The organism is Limnohabitans sp. TS-CS-82, assembly GCF_002943475.1.
This window is the reverse complement of sequence record NZ_PTQX01000001.1, coordinates 599,811-622,176: the sequence shown is the minus strand read 5'-3', so window position 1 is coordinate 622,176 and position 22,366 is coordinate 599,811. Positions and strand designations below refer to the sequence as shown.

The window sequence follows — 22,366 nt, the reverse complement described above, 5'->3', positions numbered from 1 at the left end:
GTAGGCGGCGAATACCCTGCATCGTGAGCGAAAATCAACGCATGACTGGTTGGCACGCACATCTCAAACTCGACTACACCCTTAGCGCGGAGCGCACGGTGGCCAAGTTCGAACACGAGGGCCCGCTGCGTGTGTTGCAAAGCCTCTACCCCGAAGGTGATGCGGTGTGCCACAACGTGCTGGTGCACCCGCCCAGTGGTTTGGTAGGCGGCGACGTGTTGGACATTCAGCTGAACTTGGGCGCTGGCACACATGCGTTGTTGACCACGCCAGGGGCGACACGTTTTTACAGAAGCGAACAAGGCTTGGCCACGCAACAAGTCAAAGCGCATGTGTGTGAGGGCGCACGCTTAGAGTGGCTGCCACTTGAGACCATTGCCTACAACGGCTGTCACGGGTTGAACCATGCGGTGTTTGATTTAGCTCCCTCCGCAGAGATGATGGCATGGGACATCACGGCGCTGGGTTTGCCGAATGCAAAATTGCCTTTTGAGCGTGGCCAGTTGCAGCAGCACATGGAGGTGTCGGGTGTGTGGCTAGAGCGCGGTTTGATTGACGCGCAAGACGCACGTTTGATGGATGGCCCTTTGGGTTTGGCCAAGCAGCGATGCATGGCCACTTTGGTGTTTGCGTGTGGGGCCGATTTGCCGCGTGACCGGCGTGATTTCGCGCTGACCTTGGCGCGTGAACTGACCGAAGTTGCACCTGCGGGCTTGGTGGCGGGTGTCACATCGCCGCATCCGCGTGTGGTGGTGTTGCGTACCTTGTCGCCGTTGGTGGAGCCTGCGCAGAATTTGTTGCGTGGGGTTTGGGCTTCGTGGCGACGCGGCATGTGGGGCATGTCGGATGTGCCGCCGCGTATTTGGTCTATGTAGGTTTTTAGATAGCAACCAACTGATGCACGTTATCCCGCTGCATATCCGAGCCCAATCCGCGCGCAATCACCTCGCCGCGTTCCATCACCAAGTAGTCATCAGCCAGCTCTTCAGCAAAGTCGTAATACTGTTCGCACAGCAAAATGGCCATGTCGCCACGACTGGCCAACATGCGAATGACGCGGCCAATGTCTTTGATGATGCTCGGCTGAATACCTTCTGTCGGCTCATCCAACACCAACAACTTGGGGCCTGATGCCAATGCCCTTGCAATGGCCAGTTGCTGTTGTTGACCGCCTGACAAATCACCGCCGCGGCGATGCAGCATTTGTTTCAGCACAGGGAACAGTTCAAACAACTCAGCCGGAATGTCTGTACCTGCGGGTTGCGTGGCGAGGCCCATGCGCAAGTTGTCTTCGACGGTCAGGCGCGCAAAAATTTCGCGGCCTTGTGGCACATAGCCAATGCCTGCGCGTGCACGTTCGTAAGGCGCGGCACGCTCGATGGATTGACCGTTGAAGGTGATGCTGCCATCACGAATGGGCACGGCGCCCATCAGTGATTTGAGCAGTGTGGTTTTGCCCACGCCGTTGCGACCCAACAGCACAGTGATGCGGCCTAGGTTGGCCTCAAAGCTCACATCGCGCAGGATGTGTGAGCCGCCGTAGAACTGGTTGATGTGGGTGGCTTGAAGAATAGGTGTGTCGTGTGTTTGCATAGTCAACATCAGAGTTAGCGGCCTAGGTACACCTCAATCACGCGCTCGTCGGCTTGCACTTGTGCCAACGTGCCTTGTGCCAACACCGAGCCGTCGCACAGCACGGTGACGATGTCGGAGATGGTGTTGATGAAGCTCATGTCGTGCTCCACCACCATCAGCGAGTGCTTGCCTTTGAGGGTCAAGAAAAGTTCTGCGGTGCGCTCGGTTTCAAAGTCGGTCATGCCAGCCACGGGCTCGTCGAGCAGCAAGAGTTTGGGGTCTTGCATCAGTAGCATGCCAATCTCCAGCCATTGTTTCTGGCCATGGCTCAGGTTGCCGGCTTGGTCGTTGACGCTGTCTTCTAGGTGAATGGTGTGCAGCACTTCGCTCAGGCGGTCGCGTTGCGTGCCGTTGAGTTTGAAGAACATGGAGGCTGCCACACCCTTGTGGGTTTTCAAAGCCAGCTCTAGGTTTTCAAACACGCTTAGGTGCTCGAATACGGTTGGTTTTTGAAACTTGCGGCCAATGCCCAGCTGTGCAATTTCGGGTTCGTTGTGGCGCAGCAAGTCGATGGTGCTGCCAAAGAACACTTGACCCGAATCGGGTTTGGTTTTGCCGGTGATGATGTCCATCATCGTGGTCTTGCCCGCGCCGTTGGGGCCGATGATGCAGCGTAGCTCACCCGGCGCAATGTCGAGCGACAAACCGTTGATGGCTTTGAAACCATCAAAGCTCACATGCACATCTTCCAAATACAAGATGCGGCCATGCGTCAGGTCCAAGCTGCCGGGTTCGTGCACGCGGCCATAGCCTGCGCTGCGGTCACCAGAGGTGACATCGCTCACCGCACGCGCTTGGTGTGTGGCCAAGCGCTTCGTGCCTTCTTCAAACAGATCGGGGGTCATACGCGCTCCTCTGCTTTTGTTTTGGCGCTGAGTTTTTGTATCAGGCCCACCACGCCTTGCGGCATGTACAGCGTCACGCCGATGAACAACGCGCCCAAGAAGTACAACCAAAATTCAGGTGCTGTCACCGTCAACCAGCTCTTCATGCCGTTGACCAAAAACGCACCCACGATGGGGCCAATCAGCGACGCACGTCCACCGACTGCGGCCCACACCGCGATTTCGATGGAGTTGGCGGTGCTCATTTCGCTGGGGTTGATGATGCCCACTTGCGGCACATACAAAGCACCGGCAATGCCGCACATCACGGCCGAGATGACCCAGATGGTGAGCTTGTAGGGCAGGGGCGAGTAGCCCGAAAACATCACGCGACTTTCGGCATCGCGAATGGCTTGCAGCACGCGGCCAAATTTGCTTTGCACCAACCAGCGCGCAAACAAATAGCTCATCAGCAAGGCCCAGCCGGTCAGTACAAACAAAGTCATGCGCATGGCCGGTGTGGCAATGGGCAAGTCCAAGATGCGTTTGAAATCGGTGAAGCCGTTGTTGCCGCCAAACCCCGTTTCGTTGCGGAAGAACAGCAGCATGGCCGCAAACGTCATGGCCTGCGTGATGATGGAGAAGTACACGCCTTTGATGCGCGAGCGAAACGCGAAGTAGCCAAACACAAAGGCCAACACACCGGGCACCAGCACCACCATCAGCAGCGTGGCAACAAAGCTGTCGCTGAAGGTCCAATGCCAAGGCAAAGTTTTCCAATCGAGGAACACCATGAAGTCGGGCAGGTTGCTTTTGTAGTTGCCATCGGTGCCAATTTGTCGCATCAGGTACATGCCCATCACGTAGCCACCCAACGCAAAGAACAAACCGTGACCGAGCGACAAAATGCCGGTGTAACCCCAAATCAAATCCATCGCGAGCGCACAGATGGCGTAGCACATGATCTTGCCCACCAAGGCCACGGCATAGTCGCTCATGTGGAACACGCTGTCTGCGGGCACCCACAGGTTGAGTACGGGCACCACGGCGCAGACGGTGATGAAGGCCGCCAAGAAAAGAATCCAGCCTTTGGTGCCCAACAGGGCAGGCGCTTCGGGTAGTTGCAAAGTAGAAGTGTTGTGTGTCATGTCATGCTTCCGCACTGCGGCCTTTCATGGCAAAGATGCCTTGCGGACGTTTTTGGATGAACACGATGATGAACACCAACACCGCAATCTTGGCCAGCACGGCACCGGCCACGCCTTCGAGCAATTTGTTCATCAAGCCCAAACCCATCGCTGCGTACACCGTGCCGGCCAGTTGGCCCACGCCACCCAGCACCACCACCATGAAGGCGTCAACGATGTAACTTTGGCCGAGGTCTGGCCCCACGTTGCCAATTTGGCTCAGCGCACAACCGGCCAAGCCCGCAATGCCGCAACCAAGTGAGAACGCATAGGTGTCAATGCGTGCGGTGTTCACACCCAAGGCCGACGCCATGGGACGGTTTTGGGTGACGCCGCGCACAAACAAACCCAAACGTGTTTTGCTGATCAACAGCGTCATGCCCACCAACACAAACACCGCAAAGCCAATGATGATCAAACGGTTGTAGGGCAGCGAGAGGTTGGCCAGCAGTTGCACGCCACCGCTCATCCATGACGGGTTTTCCACGCCCACGTTTTGCGCACCAAAAATACTGCGCACGCCTTGCATCAACACCAAGCTGATGCCCCAAGTGGCTAGCAGTGTTTCGAGTGGGCGGCCATACAAGTGTCGGAGTACCAAGCGCTCTAGCACTGCCCCCACCAAAGCGGCGGCAAGAAAAGAAGCAGGAATGGCCACCAACAAATACGCGTCAAACATGCCAGGTAAATACTGGCGGAACAAGCCTTGCACCACGTAGGTGGCGTAGGCACCAATCATCATCAGCTCGCCGTGCGCCATGTTGATCACACCCATCAAGCCGTAGGTGATGGCCAAGCCTAAAGCCACCAGCAACAAGATTGAGCCTAAGCTTATGCCCGTGAACAAGGCACCAAGTTTTTCGCCCCAGTTCAATGCGGCTTGAATGGTGAGCAGTGAGGTTTGCAACTGCGCACGCACTTGCTTGTCTTCTTCTTGGCTTAGTCGTTGATTGAGCAAAAGTTGGGTATCGGGGGTTTGGCTGTCGGCCAAAGTTTTGGCCGAAACCATGCGTTCGTCAGCCTTGTCGCTGTTTAACAAAATCGCAGCGCGTGCCAACAGCATTTGTTTTCTCACGCCTTCGTCGGATTCACTTGCGAGTGCTTTTTCAAGCATGGCCAATTTGGTTGGGTCGGGTTCTTTCAGCACCGACTTGGCCGCTTGCACACGCAACGCTGCGTCTGGGCTGAGTAATTGCAAGGCAGACAAAGCGGCGTCAATTTCGCCGCGCATGCGGTTGTTGTTGATCACGTCTTCTGCGGTATCGGTCAGGGCGGTGGCGTCACCACTCACGGGGTCGGTGGCGTCACCACTCACGGGGTCGGTGGCTTTGCCATCGCGCACCACCAGCACCTGTGTGCCATTCACTTTCACGGCGTCATCGGCCATGGCTTGTAAGAAGGCAGCGGTTTGTGCGTCGGGTGAGGCCAGTGCTTTTTGCAGAGCGCTCACGCGTGCATCGGTGTCGCCCAGTGTGAGTGCGCGTGTTTGCTCCAAGGTCAGCGCCCATGCGCTGGATTGACCGAGCAAGGCAATGGCTAATCCGCAAGTGATGCGCACAACGAGACCGCGACATGCTGCGCTGCGCTGTTGCAGCGTGGGCATGCGCGTCAAAATAGAAAAACAAGTCATCCAAATTCCCATAAAAAAGGGGAGGGCAGTGCCCTCCCCCAAGTCGATCCCTCGGAGAAAGGTTTACTTCTTTACTGGCTCATCAGGCTTGGATGCGTTGCCTTCTATGAAGGGGCTCCATGGCTTGGCTTTCACAGGGCCTGGTGTTTTCCAAACCACGTTGAACTGGCCATCGGCCTTGATCTCGCCGATGAACACCGACTTGTGCAAGTGGTGGTTTTTCTCATCCATCTTGCTGACGATGCCGCTGGGTGCCTTGAAGGTTTGGCCAGCCATGGCGGCAATCACTTTGTCGGTGTCGGTGGACTTGGCTTTTTCAACCGCTTGCTTCCACATGTTGATGCCGATGTAGGTGGCTTCCATCGGGTCGTTGGTCAAAGGCTTGTCTTTGTGGCCAGCGATGTTTTTGGCCTTGGCATAGGCAGACCACTTCTTGATGAACTCGTCGTTGGCTGGGGTCTTGATGCTCATGAAGTAGTTCCATGCAGCCAAGTGACCGACCAAAGGCTTGGTGTCCACGCCGCGCAGTTCTTCTTCACCCACCGAGAAGGCAACCACGGGCACGTCTTTGGCTTTCAAGCCAGCGTTGCCGAGTTCTTTGTAGAACGGCACGTTAGAGTCACCGTTGATGGTGGACACCACGGCAGTTTTGCCGCCAGCAGAAAACTTCTTGATGTCAGCCACGATGGTTTGGTAATCGCTGTGGCCAAACGGTGTGTACTTCTCGTCGATGTCTTTGTCGGCCACGCCTTTGCTCTTGAGGTAAGCGCGCAAGATCTTGTTGGTGGTGCGTGGGTACACATAGTCGGTACCGAGTAAGACCCAACGCTTGGCAGCGCCGCCGTCTTTGCTCATCAAATAATCCACGGCAGGGATGGCTTGTTGGTTGGGCGCAGCACCGGTGTAGAACACGTTTTTGCTGAGCTCTTCACCTTCGTATTGCACGGGGTAGAACAGCAAGCCATTCATTTCTTCCACAACGGGCAACACGGATTTGCGAGACACCGATGTCCAGCAACCGAAGATGACAGACACTTTGTCTTGACCAATGAGTTGTTTGGTTTTCTCAGCAAACAAAGGCCAGTTCGATGCGGGGTCCACCACGACGGGTTCGAGCTTCTTGCCCAACACGCCGCCCTTGGCGTTGATTTCGTCGATGGCCATGAGCACGGTGTCTTTCAACACAGTTTCGGAAATGGCCATGGTGCCGGACAAGCTGTGCAGCACGCCCACTTTGATGGTGTCAGCGGCCAGCGCTTGTGGCGCAATCACAAATGAGCCAACGGACAGTGCCGCAGCAGCGGCCAAAGCCTTCAGGTTTCCTCGACGATTCATCATGGGGGTTCACTCCAAAAATTAAGGGTTGGTTCGGCGCTCGCGGTAACGGTGCGCTTCACAACAACCATCGCAAAGCCTGTGCCAACGTGCGTTTCTCCTAGGCGAAAAATGTCTTCGCTATAAGAAACATTTCAAGCATGGCGTCCATGCACCAAGACAGTTCAATTCAAGGGCAATGCACCAATGTGGCGCGACTTGCGGTGCGCTTATGCGTGCACCAAGACGGGTTTCGTGCACCAAAGCATGCACTTGGTGCGTGTGGCTCAGCGCAAAAGAGGGCACGCAAGTTGCATAGTCAAAACCACTATGGAACTCACCCCCCGCGAAAAAGACAAGCTCTTGATCTTCACTGCCGCCTTGTTGGCCGAACGTCGACAAGCCCGTGGCTTGAAGCTCAACTACCCCGAGGCCGTGGCCCTCATCAGCGCTGCCGTGATGGAAGGCGCACGCGACGGTCAAACCGTGGCGCAACTCATGAGCGCAGGCCGCAACGTGCTGACCCGTGCCGACGTGATGGACGGCGTGGCCGAAATGATTCCTGACATCCAAGTCGAAGCCACTTTCCCCGACGGCACCAAGCTCGTCACTGTGCATCAACCCATTGTTTGAAACGCTATGAAAAAATTTCTCTCTCTTTTTGTTTTGTTGCCCACGCTTGTGTTGGCCCACGAAGGCCACGGCATAGAAGGCGCTTCGCACTACCACGCCACCGATGTGTGGGGCTTTGTGTCCATCGCTGTCGCGGCTGCGGTGGTGTGGTGGTTCACTGGTCGCGACAAATAAAGCGGGGCGCACATGACACCCGGTGAACTGTTGATTGACGAGGGTGAACACACCCTCAACCCAGGCCGACGCACGCACACGCTGGTCGTGCAAAACGCCAGCGACCGCCCCATTCAAGTGGGCTCGCACTACCACTTTGCTGAAACCAACGGCGGCTTGAGCTTTGATCGTGAAGCCGCACACGGCATGCGCTTGAACATTGCCTCTGGCACGGCGGTGCGTTTTGAGCCGGGCCAGCAACGCACGGTCGAGTTGGTGGACCTGAGCGGCGATCGCCAAGTGTTTGGTTTTCGTGGCTTAGTGAATGGTGCGGTGGACGTGCCAAACAAAGGAAACATCTGATGGCAACCATCGGCAAACGCGCCTACGCAGAAATGTTTGGCCCCACCGTGGGCGACCGCCTGCGCTTGGCAGACACCAACTTGGTCATTGAAGTCGAACATGACTTCACACTCAAAGCCGGTGGTTACGGCGAAGAAGTGAAGTTCGGCGGCGGCAAAACCATCCGCGATGGCATGGCGCAATCGCAGCGCACGCGCGACGGTGTAGGCACTGGTCCGCAAGCGGGCGGTGCGGTAGACACCGTGATGACCAACGCTCTCATCATCGACCACTGGGGCATTGTCAAAGCCGACATTGGTTTGAAAGGTGGCCGCATCGTGGCCATTGGCAAAGCGGGCAACCCCGACACACAACCGGGTGTGGACATCGTCATTGGCCCTGGCACCGAGGTCATCAGCTGCGAAGGCAACATCGTCACCGCAGGTGGTGTGGACACGCACATTCACTTCATCGCGCCCCAGCAAATTGAAGAAGCCTTGACGAGCGGTGTGACCACCATGCTAGGCGGCGGCACAGGCCCCGCCACGGGCACGTTTGCCACCACCTGCACACCCGGCGCTTGGAACATCGAACGCATGTTGCAAGCGGCCGATGCTTTCCCGATGAACCTCGGTTTCTTGGGCAAAGGCAATGCCGCGTTGCCCGATTCGCTGCACGAGCAAATCAATGCAGGTGCGATTGGTTTGAAGCTGCACGAAGATTGGGGCACCACGCCCGCCGCGATTGACAACTGTTTGAACGTGGCCGAAGCCACCGACACACAAGTGGCCATCCACACCGACACGCTCAATGAGAGTGGCTTTGTGGAAGACACGGTGGCCGCGTTCAAAGGCCGCACCATTCACACCTTCCACACAGAAGGTGCGGGTGGTGGGCACGCGCCCGATATTTTGAAAGTAGTGGGCGAGGCCAATGTGTTGCCCAGCTCCACCAACCCCACGCGCCCGTACACGGTGAACACACTCGACGAGCATGTGGACATGCTGATGGTGTGCCACCACCTTGACCCCGCCATCGCCGAAGACTTGGCCTTTGCCGAAAGCCGCATTCGCCGCGAGACCATTGCCGCCGAAGACATCTTGCACGACCTAGGCGCCATCAGCATGATGAGCAGCGACAGCCAAGCCATGGGGCGTGTGGGGGAAGTGATTATTCGCACTTGGCAAACCGCACACAAGATGAAAGCGCAGCGCGGCTTGTTGCCTGGTGACACTGACCGACACGACAACTTTCGCGTCAAACGCTACATCGCCAAGTACACCATCAACCCTTCTATTGCACACGGCATCAGCCACGAAGTGGGTAGCGTGGAAGTGGGCAAGTGGGCCGATCTCGTGGTGTGGAAGCCTGCGTTCTTTGGCATCAAGCCCAGCATCATTTTGAAAGGTGGCTTCATCGCCATGGCCGCGATGGGCGACCCGAATGCGTCCATCCCAACCCCGCAGCCCGTGCACTACCGCCCCATGTTTGGCGCGTATGGCGGTGCACTGCACCGTGGCTCGCTCACCTTCGTGTCGCAAGCTGGCATGGCCGCAGGCATTGGGCAAAAATTTGGTTTGCACAAAACACTCAGTGCCGTGAAGAACATTCGCAGCGTTGGAAAACGTGACATGATTCACAACGACTACGCGCCGCACATGGAAGTGGATGCACAAACCTATGCAGTGCGCGCCGATGGACAGTTGCTCACCTGCGAACCCGCGGTGAGCTTGCCCATGACCCAACGCTATTTCTTGTTCTAAATTTCTCTGATGCTTACCTGTTCTAAATTAATCGCGAGCGGCCAAGGCTTGGCTGCTGCACTGGTCAAACGCGCCGCCACGGTGGAGCTGGACTGGGACGTACGCCAAAAAAGCCGCTTTGATGCGACCGATTCCACAGAGCGCGCCATTGGCGTATTTTTGCCACGCGGCACCTTGGTGCGCGGCGGTGATGTGCTGGTGCTCGAAGACGGCTCGCTCGTGCGCGTGCAAGCGGCGCCACAAGAAGTGCTGCGTATCACCGCGTGTGCCGAGCACGGTTCGGCCTTTGATTTGACGCGTGCGGCGTATCACCTAGGCAACCGCCATGTGCCGATTGAGCTGCAACCCGACCATTTGAAAATTGAGCCCGACCACGTGCTGGCCGATATGCTGCGCGCCATGCACATGACGGTGGTGACCGTGCATGAAGCCTTTGAACCAGAAGGTGGTGCGTACAGCAGCCACGGGCATGCGCAAGGGCATGGGCATTCGCACGATCATGGCCATGTGCATGGACCTCATTGCAAACATGACCACTGATGTTGCATCGGTAGCGATGACTGAAGCCACGAACTTGCCCGCAGCGACGCCTGCGCTGTTGCAACTCATCTGGCTTGCGTCACCCGCCTTGCCAATTGGTGGCTTCTCGTACTCCGAAGGTTTAGAAGCCGCCATCGACCACGGGCTGGTGCACGACGAACACACGGCGGCAGATTGGTTGGTTGATCAACTCCACCTCACGCAATCACGTGGCGACATGGCAGTGCTCGGTCAAATGATCACGGCATGGCAAGCTCGCGATGACGCACGCCTAGAGGCCTTGAGTCAGTGGGTGCATGCCACCCGCGAGAGCGCTGAGTTGCGTTTGCAGAGTGAACAAATGGGCCGCTCCATGTTGGAGTGGCTGCGCAACCAAGACGCCATCGATGCAGACACCATTGCGATGTGTAACCGCTGGGTGCCCACCTACCCACTGATGTTTGCGTTGGCTTTGTCGCGCACGGGCGCATCGTTAGAGCAATGCTTGCAAGCCTATGCCTTTGGGTGGGCTGAGAACATGGTGCAAGCCGCCATCAAGTCGGTGCCGCTCGGGCAAAACTCAGGACAACGTATCTTGACGAAGCTCGCGCAACACATCGCCCCCGCCGTCAGCCATGCCATGCAAGTGAACGACGACACGCGCCAAGCTTTTTCTCCCATGCTGGCCATTCTTTCGGCCCAACACGAAACCCAATACTCACGACTGTTCAGATCATGAAGCACTTACACGCCATCGCCAATCGCACCAAAAAATTACCACCTCTGCGCGTGGGCATCGGCGGGCCTGTGGGCTCTGGCAAAACGACCCTGCTGGAAATGCTCTGCAAAGCCATGCGCGACAAATACGACCTCGTTGCCATCACCAACGACATTTACACCAAAGAAGATCAACGCTTGCTCACCATCAGTGGTGCATTGCCCGCAGAGCGCATCATGGGCGTGGAAACCGGCGGCTGCCCACACACGGCCATTCGCGAAGATGCGTCCATCAACCTCGAAGCGATTGACCGCATGTTGGTCGACTTTCCCGATGCCGATGTGGTGTTCATTGAGAGTGGTGGCGACAACTTGGCTGCCACTTTCAGCCCCGAGCTGAGTGACTTGACGATCTATGTGATCGACGTGGCGGCTGGCGAAAAAATTCCACGCAAAGGCGGACCGGGTATTACCAAGAGCGACTTGTTCATCATCAACAAAACCGATCTCGCTCCTTACGTGGGCGCTGACCTGTCAGTGATGGAAGCCGACACCATCCGCATGCGCACCAACGCGAGCGGTTTGAAACCTTTTGTCATGACCAACTTGCGTACCTTGGATGGTTTGCAAGACGTGGTCAAGTTCATCGAGACCAAGGGGATGTTGGTTTAAATCAAACCTTCATACGCGATGGTGATGGGCGCATGGTCTGAAAATTTTTCGCCCTTGTAGATCGCTTCGGTGCGGGCCTTGGCTGCGATCGCTGGCGTGGCCAAGTGGTAGTCCAAACGCCAACCCACGTTGTTGGCATAGGCTTGGCCGCGGTTGCTCCACCAGGTGTAGCAAGCGTCGGTGGTGTCGGGCTGCAGGTGGCGATACACGTCCACCACGCCGCCTTCGGTGGTGAGTTGTGTCATCCACGCGCGCTCTTCGGGCAAGAAACCGCTGTTCTTTTTGTTGCCCTTCCAGTTTTTCAAGTCGGCTTCGTTGTGCGCGATGTTGATGTCGCCGCACAGCACAAACTCGCGCTCTTGTTTCAAGGCGTTGAGGTGCGGATACATCGCGGCCAAGAAACGAAACTTGGCGTCTTGGCGCTCAGGGCCAGACGAGCCACTGGGAAAGTAGCTGCTGATGATCGACAGCTTTTGTGTGGGTGTGTCAAAACGCAGCTCGACGTAGCGGCCTTCGGCATCGAATTCGCCGCCATCAAACCCAATGATCACGTCGCTGGGCTCGTGCTTGGTGTACACGCCCACGCCCGAGTAGCCTTTTTTCTCTGCATAGTGAAAGTGGCCTTTCAAACCTGCCAAGGTGTCGAAGCTGCCTTCGACATCGGGGGCCTGGGCTTTGATTTCTTGGACGCAAATACAATCAGGGCTGGCTTTTTCGAGCCAAGCTTCCACGCCCTTGCGGGCGGCCGAACGAATGCCGTTGAGGTTGAGGCTGGTTAGTTTGAACAAGGAATTTCCCCATGAGTCAGAGTGTGTCTGCCAACGATGCGTTGGCGCAAGAATTTGTGCAATTTTCGCTGGATTGTGGCGTGTTGAAATTTGGGGAGTTCAAAACCAAGGCGGGCCGCATGAGCCCTTACTTTTTCAACGCCGGTTTGTTTGACGATGGTGCCAAGCTTGGCAAACTGGCCAGTTTTTATGCGCAATGCATTGTCAACAGCGGCATCGAGTTCGACATGATTTTTGGCCCCGCCTACAAAGGCATTCCTTTGGGCGCAGCCGTGTCGATTGAGTTGGCACGCTTAGGACGCAACGTGCCGTTTGCCTACAACCGCAAAGAAGCCAAAGACCATGGCGAAGGCGGCAGCTTGGTGGGCGCACCGCTCAAAGGCCGCGTGTTGATCGTGGACGATGTGATGAGCGCGGGCACGGCTGCACGTGAATCGATCGCCCTCATCAAAGCAGCAGGTGCCACACCGCACGCCGTGGCGATTGCGTTGGACCGCCAAGAAATGGCCACCGAAAAACAAGCGGATGGCTCGACCAAGGATGTGCCCTACAGCGCTGTGCAATACGTGCGTGAGCAACTGGGTATGAGCGTGTGCACCATTGCCAAGCTGGAAGACTTGTTGGCCTATTTGGGCAAGCAACCCGACAACACCATGGGTGAGCATTTGGCTCGTACTCAGGCGTATCGCGAGCGTTACGGCGTTTAAGCCGTGAGCTTTAGGCGCCGTAGTAACGGTCGGCGCGGTGGTTGACGGCAATCACCAAATTCAACGCAAATGCACCGAGCAATGACAGCAAGGCTTTGTGCGCATCGGTGAGCGCAAAGGCGGTCATCAAGATGCACGCATCGATGGCCATTTGCACGTGGCCAGCGCGCCAGCCACGGGTCTTTTGCAAATACACCGCCATGATCGTCACCCCGCCCAAGCTGGCGCCGTGACGAATCAAAATCAAAATACCCGTGCCCACCAACAAGCCCGCCATCAGTGCGGCGAAGACGGGATCAAGGTGTGAAAACGCGATCCACTGAGGCAGCAACTCGACGTAGGCTGACAGCAAACCCACCGCCGCAAATGTTTTGAAGGTGAAAGTGTGGCCGAGCTTTTGCCAGCCAAACACATAAAACGGCAGGTTGATCACAAACAACACGGCGCCTAACGGCCACCCTGCAAAGTAGTGCACCAAAAATGCAACGCCCGTGGTGCCGCCTGTGAACAAAGCCGCTTCGCGAAACATGCACACGCCGAGTGCGACAAACAAGGCGCCAGTCAACAGGCCTTGTGTGTCTTCCAACGCGCTGTGGGGCATCGCTTACCCCAGTTTCTTCATCAACAGCTCGTTGACTTGCGCGGGGTTGGCTTTGCCTTTGCTGGCCTTCATGATGGGGCCGACCAAACCGTTCAAGGCTTTGGCATTGCCTGCTTTGAACTCTTCTACGTTTTTGGGGTTGGCTGCCAGTACGTCGTCAATGATGGCTTCCAACGCGCCCGTGTCGTTGATTTGTTTGAGGCCTTTGGCTTCGATGATGGCGTCGACATCGCCTTCGCTACCGGAGGGGCCTTCTTTATTCCACAGACCTTCAAACACTTGGCGCGCAGCGCTGTTGCTGATGGTGTTGTCGCTGATGCGGCTGATCAACGCGCCCAGTTGCGCCGCGCTGACGGGAATGTTGTCAAACGTCACCTCGCCGCTGTTCAAGCGGCGTGACACTTCGCCCATGATCCAGTTGCTGGCCAGTTTGGCTTGACCGCAGGCTTTCGCCGTGGCTTCAAAGTAGGCGGCTGTGGCCTTGCTTTGGGTCAGCTGCGTCGCATCGTATTCGGGCAGCGCGTAGTCGCGCACAAAACGCTCGGCCATGACACGTGGCAGCTCGGCCATTTCGCTTCTCACACGCTCCACCCAATCGCGACCAATCACCAAGGGTGGCAGGTCTGGGTCGGGGAAGTAGCGGTAGTCGGCGGCGTCTTCTTTGGTGCGCATGGCGCGGGTTTCGCCAGTGTCTGGGTCGAACAACACGGTGGCTTGTTCGATGTCATGGCCGTCTTCGATTTGGTCGATTTGCCAGCGCACTTCGTAGTCGATGGCTTGTTGCATGAACTTGAAGCTGTTCAAGTTTTTGATTTCACGGCGGGTGCCCAAAGGTGCGCCTGGCTTGCGCACTGACACGTTGGCATCGCAACGGAACGAGCCTTCTTGCATGTTGCCGTCGCAGATGCCAATCCACGTGACGATTTTGTGCAGCTCTTTGGCATAGGCCACGGCTTCGTCGCTGCTGCGCATGTCGGGTTGCGTGACGATTTCTAGCAGCGGTGTGCCAGCTCGGTTCAAGTCGATGCCGCTCTGACCAATGAAGTCTTCGTGCAGCGATTTGCCTGCATCTTCTTCGAGGTGGGCACGCTCCAAGCGCACGGTTTTGTGCACGGTCTCTTTGCCAACTTCCAAGAAGAACGACACCTCGCCACCTTGCACCACCGGAATTTCAAACTGGCTGATTTGGTAGCCCTTGGGCAGGTCGGGGTAGAAGTAGTTTTTGCGCGCAAAGATGCTGCGCTCGGCAATGTGTGCATTGACACCCAAACCAAACTCAATGGCGCGTTCGACTGCGCCGATGTTCATCACGGGCAAAGTGCCGGGCAGGGCCATGTCCACCGCGCAAGCTTGCGTGTTGGGCTCTGCGCCGAACGCCACTGAGGCACGGCTGAAAATTTTGCTCTTGGTGGAGAGCTGAGCGTGTGTTTCAAAGCCGATGACGACTTCGTAGCCTTGAACTAACTTAGGTGCGGTCATTTAAACGCCCTCCGGCTTGGCGTTATGGAAATCGGTGTTCAGTTGGTACTGGTGAGCCACGTTGAGCAAATGTGCTTCTTGCAAATAGTTACCGATGAGTTGCATGCCCACGGGCATCTTGCCTTCGCCAAAGCCCACCGGCACGCTCATGCCGGGCAAACCAGCGAGTGACGCAGGTAGGGTGAAGATGTCAGCCAAGTAATCAGCCAATGGGTTGCTGGCGTTGTTACCAAGCTTCCATGCGACGGTCGGGGCGACGGGGCCGGCGATCACATCGCACTCAGCAAATGCGCGTTGGAAATCGTCCGCAATCATGCGGCGAATTTTTTGCGCTTGCAGGTAGTACGCGTCGTAGTAGCCGTGGCTCAACACATACGCGCCGGTCATGATGCGGCGCTTGACCTCTTCGCCAAAGCCTTCTGCACGGGTCTTTTTGTACATGCTTACGAGGTCGGTGTACGCTGACGCGCGATGGCCAAACTTCACGCCATCAAAGCGGCTCAGGTTCGAGCTGGCTTCGGCGGGCGCGATGATGTAGTACACAGGAATGGCCAGCTCGGTACGTGGCAGCGTGATGGGCACAAGCTTGGCGCCTTGAGCTTCGAGCGTTTTGAGCGCTGCATCAATGGCAGTGCGCACATCAGCGGCAAGGCCTTCGCCAAAAAACTCTTTGGGAATGCCAATGCGCAGGCCTTGCAGGCTATCGCCGAGCTTGGCAGAGAATTTTTCAGCAGGTACATCCAACGAGGTGGAGTCGCGGTCGAGGTCGGCACCGCACATGGCTGACAGCAATAACGCGCAGTCTTCGGCTGTGCGGGCCATGGGGCCAGCTTGATCGAGGCTGGATGCGTAGGCAATCATGCCGTAGCGTGAGGCGCGGCCATAGGTCGGCTTGATGCCGGTGATGCCGCAAAAGCTAGCGGGTTGGCGAATCGAGCCGCCCGTGTCTGTGCCCGTGGCAGCGGGCGCCAAACGTGCGGCCACAGCGGCAGCGCTGCCGCCGGATGAGCCGCCAGGAACGCGCGAGGTGTCCCACGGGTTGGTCACGGCGCCATAGGCGGAGTTTTCGTTGGCAGAGCCCATGGCGAACTCGTCGCAGTTGACTTTGCCTAAAGTCACCATGCCCGCGCCCACAGCGCCATCGGCAAAGGTGCCTAGCTTTTGCACCACGGTGGCGTCAAACGGCGAGCGGTAGCCGCTCAAGATTTTGGAGCCAGCGGTGGTGGCGAAATCGCGGGTCACAAATACGTCTTTGTGCGCAATCGGCACGCCTTCCAATGCACCTGCGGTGCCAGCGGCAATGCGGGCGTCGCTGGCTTGGGCTTGGGCCAGCGTGACTTCGCTGTTGATGTCCAAAAACGCGTTGTGCGGGTTGCCTCCCGCGCGGGCCAAAAAGGCCGTGGCCACTTCGACGGCACTGGCTTGTTTGGTTTGGAGGGCCTGGGCCAGTTGGGCCACGGTCATGTCATGTAATTGGGTAGCAGATTGGGTCATGGTGTTGGCCTCACTCAATCACTTTGGGAACCAAGAACAAACCACGCTCCACGGCGGGGGCGCTTTGTTGGTTCAGGTCGCGTTGGTTGGGTTCGCTGGCCACGTCGGGGCGCAGGCGCAGTTCGATGTGGGCGCCTTGCATGGCGTCCACAGGATGGGCCATGGGCACCACGCCGGTGGTGTCCACCGCGCGGATTTGTTCGACGATGTCGAAAAAGTCATTGATTTTGTGGCGCATACGGGCCTGTTCGTCAGGCTGCAGCTCTAGCCGGGCCAGGTTGGCGATGCGGCTGATGTCTTGGTCATTCAGGGACATACATATATGAGGGAAAAACCCGCGGTTTACGGGCGATGCGGTATTATCTCGCCTTTGTGTCCGCGCCCGCGGGCAAGCTTTGAGGACAGACATGTTTGGATCTTTTCGTCGGTATTTCTCCACCGATTTGGCGATTGACCTCGGTACCGCCAACACCCTGATTTATGTGCGCGACAAAGGCATCGTGTTGGACGAGCCTTCCGTTGTGTCGATTCGCCACGAAGGCGGCCCCCAAGGCAAGAAGACAATTCAAGCCGTTGGCCACGAAGCCAAGGCCATGTTGGGCAAAGTGCCCGGCAACATCGAAGCCATTCGTCCGATGAAAGACGGCGTGATTGCCGACTTCACCGTGACTGAGCAAATGCTCAAGCAGTTCATCAAGATGGTGCACCCACGCTCGGTGTTGAAGCCCAGCCCACGCATCATCATTTGCGTGCCTTGCGGTTCTACCCAAGTCGAGCGTCGCGCGATTCGCGAATCTGCTTTGGGCGCTGGCGCCTCAGAGGTGTACCTGATTGAAGAACCCATGGCAGCCGCTATCGGCGCAGGCTTGCCTGTGTCTGAGGCTTCTGGCTCCATGGTGGTCGACATCGGTGGCGGTACCACCGAAGTGGGTGTGATCTCTTTGGGCGGCATGGTCTACAAGGGCAGCGTGCGCGTGGGTGGCGACAAGTTTGACGAAGCCATCATCAACTACATCCGTCGTAACTACGGCATGTTGATTGGCGAGCCAACCGCTGAAGCCATCAAGAAACAAATCGGTTCCGCATTCCCTGGCTCTGAAGTCAAGGAAATGGAAGTCAAGGGCCGCAACTTGTCAGAAGGCGTGCCACGCTCATTCACGATTTCGTCGAACGAAATCTTGGAAGCGTTGACCGACCCACTGAACAACATCGTCTCCGCCGTGAAAAACGCGTTGGAGCAAACACCACCCGAGTTGGGCGCAGACATTGCCGAGCGCGGCATGATGCTCACCGGCGGTGGCGCGTTGTTGCGTGACTTGGACCGCTTGTTGGCCGAAGAGACTGGCTTGCCAGTGTTGGTGGCTGAAGACCCCCTCACCTGCGTGGTGCGTGGTTGCGGTTTGGCCCTTGAGCGCATGGAGCGTTTGGGCTCCATCTTCACGAGCGAATAATTAAGTGCCACTGGGCACCCTGGACCGCTCCCCCCCGGCCTTCTTCAAGCAAGGCCCGTCCGCCGTCTCCAAGTTACTTTTCTTCAGCGCCTTGTCGGTGCTGTTGATGGTGGCTGACGTGCGGTTTGGTGTGACCCAGCCTTTGCGTGCCACGTTGTCTGTGATGCTGTATCCCGTGCAGTGGTTGGCCATGCGCCCGCAGGTTTTGGCCGAATACTCGTCTGACTATTTCGAAGCCCGCGATGTGGCGCAGGCCTCAGAGCGCGACGCGCGTCAACAACTGTTGGTGCAAGCCCGACGCTCGGGCCAAGTGGAACAGCTGGCGCTGGAAAACAAACAACTGCGCGAACTCTTGAGTCTGAGCAAACGCTTGGAAACCAAAGGCATTGCAGCCGAGGTGCTGTACGACGCCGCTGACCCCTACACGCGCAAACTCATCATCGACAAAGGCTTGCTCAATGGCATCAAGGCCAGCTCACCCGTGATGGATGAGCACGGCATTTTGGGGCAGGTCACGCATGTGTTGCCACTGGTCAGTGAAGTGACCCTGGTCACCGACCGCGAGCATTCCATTCCTGTGCTCAACACCCGCACGGGTGCGCGCGGTGTGGCTTATGGCGAATCGGGTGGTGCACCTTTGTTGGAACTGCGCTTCATGGCGACCAACGCTGACATTGAGGTGGGCGATATGTTGTCTACCAGTGGCGTGGATGGTATTTACCCAGCCGGTGTTTTGGTGGGCAAAGTGACCAAGGTTGAGCGCCGTGCTGAAACCGCGTTTGCGCGCATCTTGTGCGAGCCTGTGGGCCGCGTGCAGGGCGCACGCCATGTGATGGTGTTGGAGCCTTTGAGCGACCAATTGCCACCCCGCCCGCAAATTGAAAAACAATTGCCAGTTGCTGCGCAAAGAGGAGGTCGCCGATGATCATGCCTCGTGGCCAACAGTTGTTGTTGCCAGCCAACCCCATGTTTATTTTGTTCACGCTGTTGATGGCTTTGTTTGCCAACATGGTGGTGAACATCAGCCTCGTTGGCAACGCCGCGTGGATGCCTGATTTCTTGGCTTTGGTGTTGGTGTTTTGGTGTGTGCACCAATCGCGCTTGGTGGGGATTGGCGTGGCTTTCTTTTTTGGTGTGGCCACAGATGTGCATCAATCGGCCTTGTTGGGTCAGCATGCTTTGACGTACACCGCATTGGGCTTCATGGCCATCTTGATTCACCGCCGTTTGCTGTGGTTCACTGTGCCGTCACAGGCCATGCAAGTGTTGCCCATCTTTGTCGTGGCGCATGCCCTAGAGCTGATGGTGCGCATGATGTCGGGTGCCTTGTTTCCTGGCTGGACCATCTTTTTGGCGCCGCTGCTAGAGGCCCTGTTGTGGCCTGTGGTCAGCGTGTTCTTGTTAGCACCTCAGCGCCGCGCACCCAACCCTGACCTGAACCGACCGCTATGAGGGTGATTCGCGACATCGAGTCCGACCTGCGACGCTTCAGGTCGCGCATGGTGGTGGTGACGGGCGCGATTTTGATTTTGTTTGGCTTCCTGTCGATTCGCTTGTTTTATTTGCAAGTGGTGCGCTACGACGAGCTCAACGCACAAGCGGAAAACAACCGCACAGCCATCGTCCCCATCGTGCCCAACCGTGGCGTCATCATGGATCGCAACGGCATTGTGTTGGCCACCAACTACTCGGCCTACACCTTAGAAATCACGGCCTCCAAAGTGATTGCGCCGTTGGAAGAAGTGATCGAGCAGCTCTCCAGCGTGATTGACATTCAGGCACGCGACAAACGCCGCTTCAAAAAGCAACTGGGTGAATCGAAGAGCTTTGAGTCGGTCCCGATTCGCAACCGCTTGACCGATGAAGAAGTGGCGCGCTTTGCCGCGCAGCGCTACCGCTTTCCGGGTGTTGAAATTCGCGCGCGTCTGTTCCGCAACTACCCGTACAACCAACTGGCCAGCCATGTGATTGGCTATATCGGTCGTATCAATCCAGCGGAAAAAGGCAAGATTGAAGAGTCAGACGACGCGGGCAATTACCGTGGCACCGACTACATCGGCAAGCTCGGCGTTGAGCAAAGTTACGAAACGCAATTACACGGCACAACCGGCGTGCAGGAGATGGAAACATCGGCCGGGGGACGCGCAGTGCGCCGCCTCAACAGCAGCCAAGCGGTGCCTGGCAACAGCGTGGTGCTGTCCATCGACATCAAGCTGCAAAAGCTGGTGGAAGACCTGTACGGCAAACGTCGTGGCGCCTTGGTGGCACTCGACCCGAAGACGGGCGAAGTGTTGGCGTTTGTCAGCAAACCTACGTTTGACCCCAACTTGTTTGTGGACGGCATTGATTCTGAAAACTGGGCTGCATTGAACGAGTCGATTGACAAGCCTTTGTTGAATCGCGCCTTGCGTGGCACCTATCCACCTGGCTCCACTTACAAACCGTTCATGGCTTTGGCGGCATTGCAAACAGGCAAGCGGTCTGAAAAGTTTTTGGTGTCAGACCCTGGTTATTTCATGTTTGGTAACCACCGTTTCCGCGACGACAAAGAAGGCGGCCATGGTTCGGTGGACATGTACAAATCCATCGTGGAGTCGTGCGATACCTACTACTACACGCTGGCGCGTGACATGGGTGTGGATTTGATGCACGACCAAATGAAGCCCTTGGGTTTCGGTCAGATCACGGGCATCGACATCTTGGGCGAATCGCGTGGTGTGTTGCCATCGACAGAGTGGAAACGCAACACTTATAAGAAGCCCGAGCAGCAACGTTGGTATTCAGGCGAAACCATTTCTTTGGGCATTGGTCAGGGTTACAACAACTTCACCATGTTGCAAATTGCGCATGCGATGGGCACGGTGGCTAATAACGGCTTGAAGATGAAGCCGCATTTGGTGCGCGAAGTGGTGGACGTGGAAACCAAATCTTCCACCTTGGTGGCCAAAGAGCCAGTGGGCCAGCTTGCTTTGCTGCCCGAGAATTTGGAAGTCATCAAAAAAGGCATGATTGGCGTGAACGTCGAAGGCACGTCAGCCACCAGCTTTGTGGGCGCGCAGTATGTGAGTGCAGGCAAGACCGGTACCGCGCAGGTGTTCACGGTCAAGCAAAACGAAAAATACAACGCAGCCACCATTGATGAGCGCATGCGTGACCATGCTTTGTTCGTCGCATTTGCGCCTGCGGATGATCCCAAAGTCGCTTTGGCCATGGTGGTGGAAAACGCAGGCTTTGGCGCACAAAACGCTGCACCGATTGCACGCCGTGTGTTTGACTTTGTCATCATGGGTCAGTACCCCTCGCAAGAGGACATTGAGGCAGTGCAAAAGGGCCAAGCCACACGCCTGATTGGCAAGTCACGCCCAGTGGCCAGCGTGCCTTGGCCGCCGAAAGCAGCTGAACTGGCTGTGGAAGAGCCTGTGATGGCGGCCTCCGCAGCGGCAAAAGCCGCATCTGCGGCAGCCAAAGCCGCCTCTGCTGCGGGCAAGCCTGCTTCCGCTGCTGCGCCTGCAGTGGCTCAAAAGCCAGTGGCCAGCGGCGCACGTTAGTCCAGTGAAAAGCGCTGCCTAGCGCTGTGGCTGTTTAGCGCAAGAACGCGTCATAGCTGGTTTTGCAAATCAGCGCACTCACCACCACGATGAACATGCCGCGCACAAAGCCTGCGCCATGCTGTAGCGCCATACGTGTGCCCAACAAACTGCCGGCCACATTGGCCATGGCCAACGGCAGTGCCATGTGCCACCACACATGACCTTTGTAGGTGAACAACACCAAGGCCGCGATGTTGCTAGAGAAGTTCAAGAGTTTGGCGGCGACAGACGCATTCAAAAAGTCATAGCCCAACCAGCGCACCAACAAAAACACAAAGAAGCTGCCGGTGCCAGGGCCAAAAAATCCGTCGTAAAACCCAATCGTCAAACCGATGGTGGAGGTGGCCAGCAACTCGGCTTTGCCATGAAAGCGAGGTGCATGGTGACGCCCCATGTCTTTGCGCATCAAGGTGTAGATGAGCACGACCAACAAGACGACGGGCAGCAAGCCCCGCAAAAATTCAGCCGAGACCAGCGTGACCAACCAAGCGCCTAAAAACGCCGCCAACATGGTGACACCTGCGGCAGGCAGCAATGCCAACCAACGCACCTGCACGCGGCGGCTGTACTGCCAAGTGGCAAAGGCCGTGCCCCAGACCGAGGCGCTTTTGTTGGTGCCAAACAGCGTGGCGGGTGCGGTGTTGGGGTAAACAGCAAACAAGGCCGGCAGCAAGATGAGACCGCCGCCGCCCACGATCGAGTCCACAAAGCCAGCCAAAGCGGAGGCGAAGGTGGTAAAGAAAAGTTCCATGCAGGGATTGTGGTCTGAAATACCAAGCCTGAAAAAAGCAAAAGGCACCGGGGTGACCGGTGCCTTTTCAGAGTGACGCCCCTTAGGAAGCGTCTGTTGTGTTTGTCTCCTCAGAC

Annotated in this window: 24 protein-coding genes; 13 read left to right on the top strand and 11 right to left on the bottom strand. The window is 57.0% G+C overall.

What is annotated here, in order from left to right:
* The first annotated feature begins 41 nt into the window (after positions 1-41).
* Entirely contained in the window at positions 42-875 is an 834-nt protein-coding gene (locus tag C5F52_RS03055; protein ID WP_104796828.1) for an urease accessory protein UreD, read from the top strand.
* 4 nt (positions 876-879) lie between these two features.
* Here C5F52_RS03055 and urtE read toward each other — a convergent pair whose 3' ends face one another.
* The 5 genes from urtE to urtA all read right to left on the bottom strand — a co-directional run bounded on the left by urtE (position 880) and on the right by urtA (position 6,611).
* On the bottom strand, positions 880-1,593 hold the full coding sequence (gene urtE, locus C5F52_RS03050; RefSeq protein ID WP_369951867.1) for an urea ABC transporter ATP-binding subunit UrtE: 714 nt from the start codon (positions 1,591-1,593) through the stop codon (positions 880-882).
* A 14-nt stretch (positions 1,594-1,607) separates the two neighbouring features.
* Positions 1,608-2,480 carry an urea ABC transporter ATP-binding protein UrtD gene (gene urtD, locus C5F52_RS03045; protein WP_104796827.1) on the bottom strand — a complete coding sequence of 291 codons (873 nt, stop codon included), beginning with the start codon at positions 2,478-2,480 and terminating at the stop codon, positions 1,608-1,610.
* Positions 2,477-3,607 (bottom strand): urea ABC transporter permease subunit UrtC, encoded by a 1,131-nt coding sequence (gene urtC, locus C5F52_RS03040; RefSeq protein ID WP_104796826.1) that lies wholly within the window; start codon positions 3,605-3,607, stop codon positions 2,477-2,479. Before urtC ends, urtD begins: the two co-directional genes overlap by 4 nt.
* A 1-nt stretch (position 3,608) precedes the next feature.
* Positions 3,609-5,276 (bottom strand): urea ABC transporter permease subunit UrtB, encoded by a 1,668-nt coding sequence (urtB, locus tag C5F52_RS03035; RefSeq protein WP_236657695.1) that lies wholly within the window; start codon positions 5,274-5,276, stop codon positions 3,609-3,611.
* A gap of 63 nt (positions 5,277-5,339) precedes the next feature.
* A complete protein-coding gene (gene urtA, locus C5F52_RS03030) occupies positions 5,340-6,611 on the bottom strand; it encodes an urea ABC transporter substrate-binding protein (RefSeq protein WP_104797144.1) in 1,272 nt (423 codons plus the stop codon).
* 309 nt (positions 6,612-6,920) lie between these two features.
* Between urtA and C5F52_RS03025 the strand changes: the two genes are divergently transcribed.
* From C5F52_RS03025 to ureG, 7 genes are read left to right on the top strand one after another with little or no spacing between them, the layout of a single operon-like run.
* Positions 6,921-7,223, top strand: a complete 303-nt coding sequence (locus tag C5F52_RS03025; RefSeq protein WP_104797143.1) for an urease subunit gamma — start codon at positions 6,921-6,923, stop codon at positions 7,221-7,223.
* A 6-nt stretch (positions 7,224-7,229) separates the two neighbouring features.
* Positions 7,230-7,397, top strand: coding sequence for a hypothetical protein (locus C5F52_RS29855; RefSeq protein ID WP_161499637.1), 168 nt, complete (start codon positions 7,230-7,232; stop codon positions 7,395-7,397).
* A gap of 12 nt (positions 7,398-7,409) precedes the next feature.
* Entirely contained in the window at positions 7,410-7,739 is a 330-nt protein-coding gene (locus C5F52_RS03020) for an urease subunit beta (RefSeq protein WP_104796825.1), read from the top strand.
* Positions 7,739-9,481 (top strand): urease subunit alpha, encoded by a 1,743-nt coding sequence (ureC, locus tag C5F52_RS03015; protein ID WP_104796824.1) that lies wholly within the window; start codon positions 7,739-7,741, stop codon positions 9,479-9,481. The genes C5F52_RS03020 and ureC overlap by 1 nt, the downstream gene beginning before the upstream one ends.
* A 9-nt stretch (positions 9,482-9,490) precedes the next feature.
* The gene (gene ureE, locus C5F52_RS03010) at positions 9,491-10,021 is read left to right on the top strand and encodes an urease accessory protein UreE (protein ID WP_104796823.1); all 531 of its coding nucleotides are present in this window, start codon (positions 9,491-9,493) and stop codon (positions 10,019-10,021) included.
* A 16-nt stretch (positions 10,022-10,037) separates the two neighbouring features.
* Positions 10,038-10,739, top strand: a complete 702-nt coding sequence (locus C5F52_RS03005) for an urease accessory protein UreF (protein ID WP_236657724.1) — start codon at positions 10,038-10,040, stop codon at positions 10,737-10,739.
* Complete coding sequence (ureG, locus tag C5F52_RS03000) at positions 10,736-11,389, top strand: urease accessory protein UreG (RefSeq protein WP_104796822.1); 654 nt, start codon at positions 10,736-10,738, stop codon at positions 11,387-11,389. The genes C5F52_RS03005 and ureG overlap by 4 nt, the downstream gene beginning before the upstream one ends.
* Here the strand turns inward: ureG and C5F52_RS02995 are convergent.
* Positions 11,386-12,177: an exodeoxyribonuclease III gene (locus C5F52_RS02995; protein ID WP_104796821.1), complete on the bottom strand. Its 792-nt coding sequence runs from the start codon at positions 12,175-12,177 to the stop codon at positions 11,386-11,388. The genes ureG and C5F52_RS02995 overlap by 4 nt on opposite strands.
* 11 nt (positions 12,178-12,188) lie before the next feature.
* Here C5F52_RS02995 and pyrE point away from each other — a divergent pair, with 11 nt between their 5' ends.
* Positions 12,189-12,884, top strand: a complete 696-nt coding sequence (pyrE, locus tag C5F52_RS02990; RefSeq protein ID WP_104796820.1) for an orotate phosphoribosyltransferase — start codon at positions 12,189-12,191, stop codon at positions 12,882-12,884.
* A 10-nt stretch (positions 12,885-12,894) separates the two neighbouring features.
* Here pyrE and C5F52_RS02985 read toward each other — a convergent pair whose 3' ends face one another.
* Genes C5F52_RS02985 through gatC form a run of 4 tightly spaced genes read right to left on the bottom strand, consistent with a single transcriptional unit; the run spans position 12,895 to position 16,774 of the window.
* Positions 12,895-13,485: a YitT family protein gene (locus tag C5F52_RS02985; RefSeq protein WP_201746944.1), complete on the bottom strand. Its 591-nt coding sequence runs from the start codon at positions 13,483-13,485 to the stop codon at positions 12,895-12,897.
* 3 nt (positions 13,486-13,488) lie between these two features.
* Positions 13,489-14,964, bottom strand: a complete 1,476-nt coding sequence (gene gatB, locus C5F52_RS02980; protein ID WP_104796819.1) for an Asp-tRNA(Asn)/Glu-tRNA(Gln) amidotransferase subunit GatB — start codon at positions 14,962-14,964, stop codon at positions 13,489-13,491.
* Positions 14,965-16,458: an Asp-tRNA(Asn)/Glu-tRNA(Gln) amidotransferase subunit GatA gene (gatA, locus tag C5F52_RS02975; protein WP_104797140.1), complete on the bottom strand. Its 1,494-nt coding sequence runs from the start codon at positions 16,456-16,458 to the stop codon at positions 14,965-14,967.
* 10 nt (positions 16,459-16,468) lie between these two features.
* Positions 16,469-16,774 carry an Asp-tRNA(Asn)/Glu-tRNA(Gln) amidotransferase subunit GatC gene (gene gatC, locus C5F52_RS02970; RefSeq protein WP_104796818.1) on the bottom strand — a complete coding sequence of 102 codons (306 nt, stop codon included), beginning with the start codon at positions 16,772-16,774 and terminating at the stop codon, positions 16,469-16,471.
* Between the two features lie 91 nt (positions 16,775-16,865).
* Here gatC and C5F52_RS02965 point away from each other — a divergent pair, with 91 nt between their 5' ends.
* From C5F52_RS02965 to mrdA, 4 genes are read left to right on the top strand one after another with little or no spacing between them, the layout of a single operon-like run.
* Positions 16,866-17,909 carry a rod shape-determining protein gene (locus C5F52_RS02965; protein WP_104796817.1) on the top strand — a complete coding sequence of 348 codons (1,044 nt, stop codon included), beginning with the start codon at positions 16,866-16,868 and terminating at the stop codon, positions 17,907-17,909.
* 4 nt (positions 17,910-17,913) lie between these two features.
* Positions 17,914-18,834: a rod shape-determining protein MreC gene (gene mreC / locus C5F52_RS02960; protein WP_104796816.1), complete on the top strand. Its 921-nt coding sequence runs from the start codon at positions 17,914-17,916 to the stop codon at positions 18,832-18,834.
* Entirely contained in the window at positions 18,831-19,361 is a 531-nt protein-coding gene (mreD, locus tag C5F52_RS02955; protein WP_104796815.1) for a rod shape-determining protein MreD, read from the top strand. The genes mreC and mreD overlap by 4 nt, the downstream gene beginning before the upstream one ends.
* The gene (gene mrdA, locus C5F52_RS02950; protein WP_104796814.1) at positions 19,358-21,457 is read left to right on the top strand and encodes a penicillin-binding protein 2; all 2,100 of its coding nucleotides are present in this window, start codon (positions 19,358-19,360) and stop codon (positions 21,455-21,457) included. The genes mreD and mrdA overlap by 4 nt, the downstream gene beginning before the upstream one ends.
* A 34-nt stretch (positions 21,458-21,491) precedes the next feature.
* Here mrdA and C5F52_RS02945 read toward each other — a convergent pair whose 3' ends face one another.
* Positions 21,492-22,250 carry a TSUP family transporter gene (locus C5F52_RS02945; protein ID WP_104796813.1) on the bottom strand — a complete coding sequence of 253 codons (759 nt, stop codon included), beginning with the start codon at positions 22,248-22,250 and terminating at the stop codon, positions 21,492-21,494.
* Between the last annotated feature and the right edge of the window lie 116 nt (positions 22,251-22,366).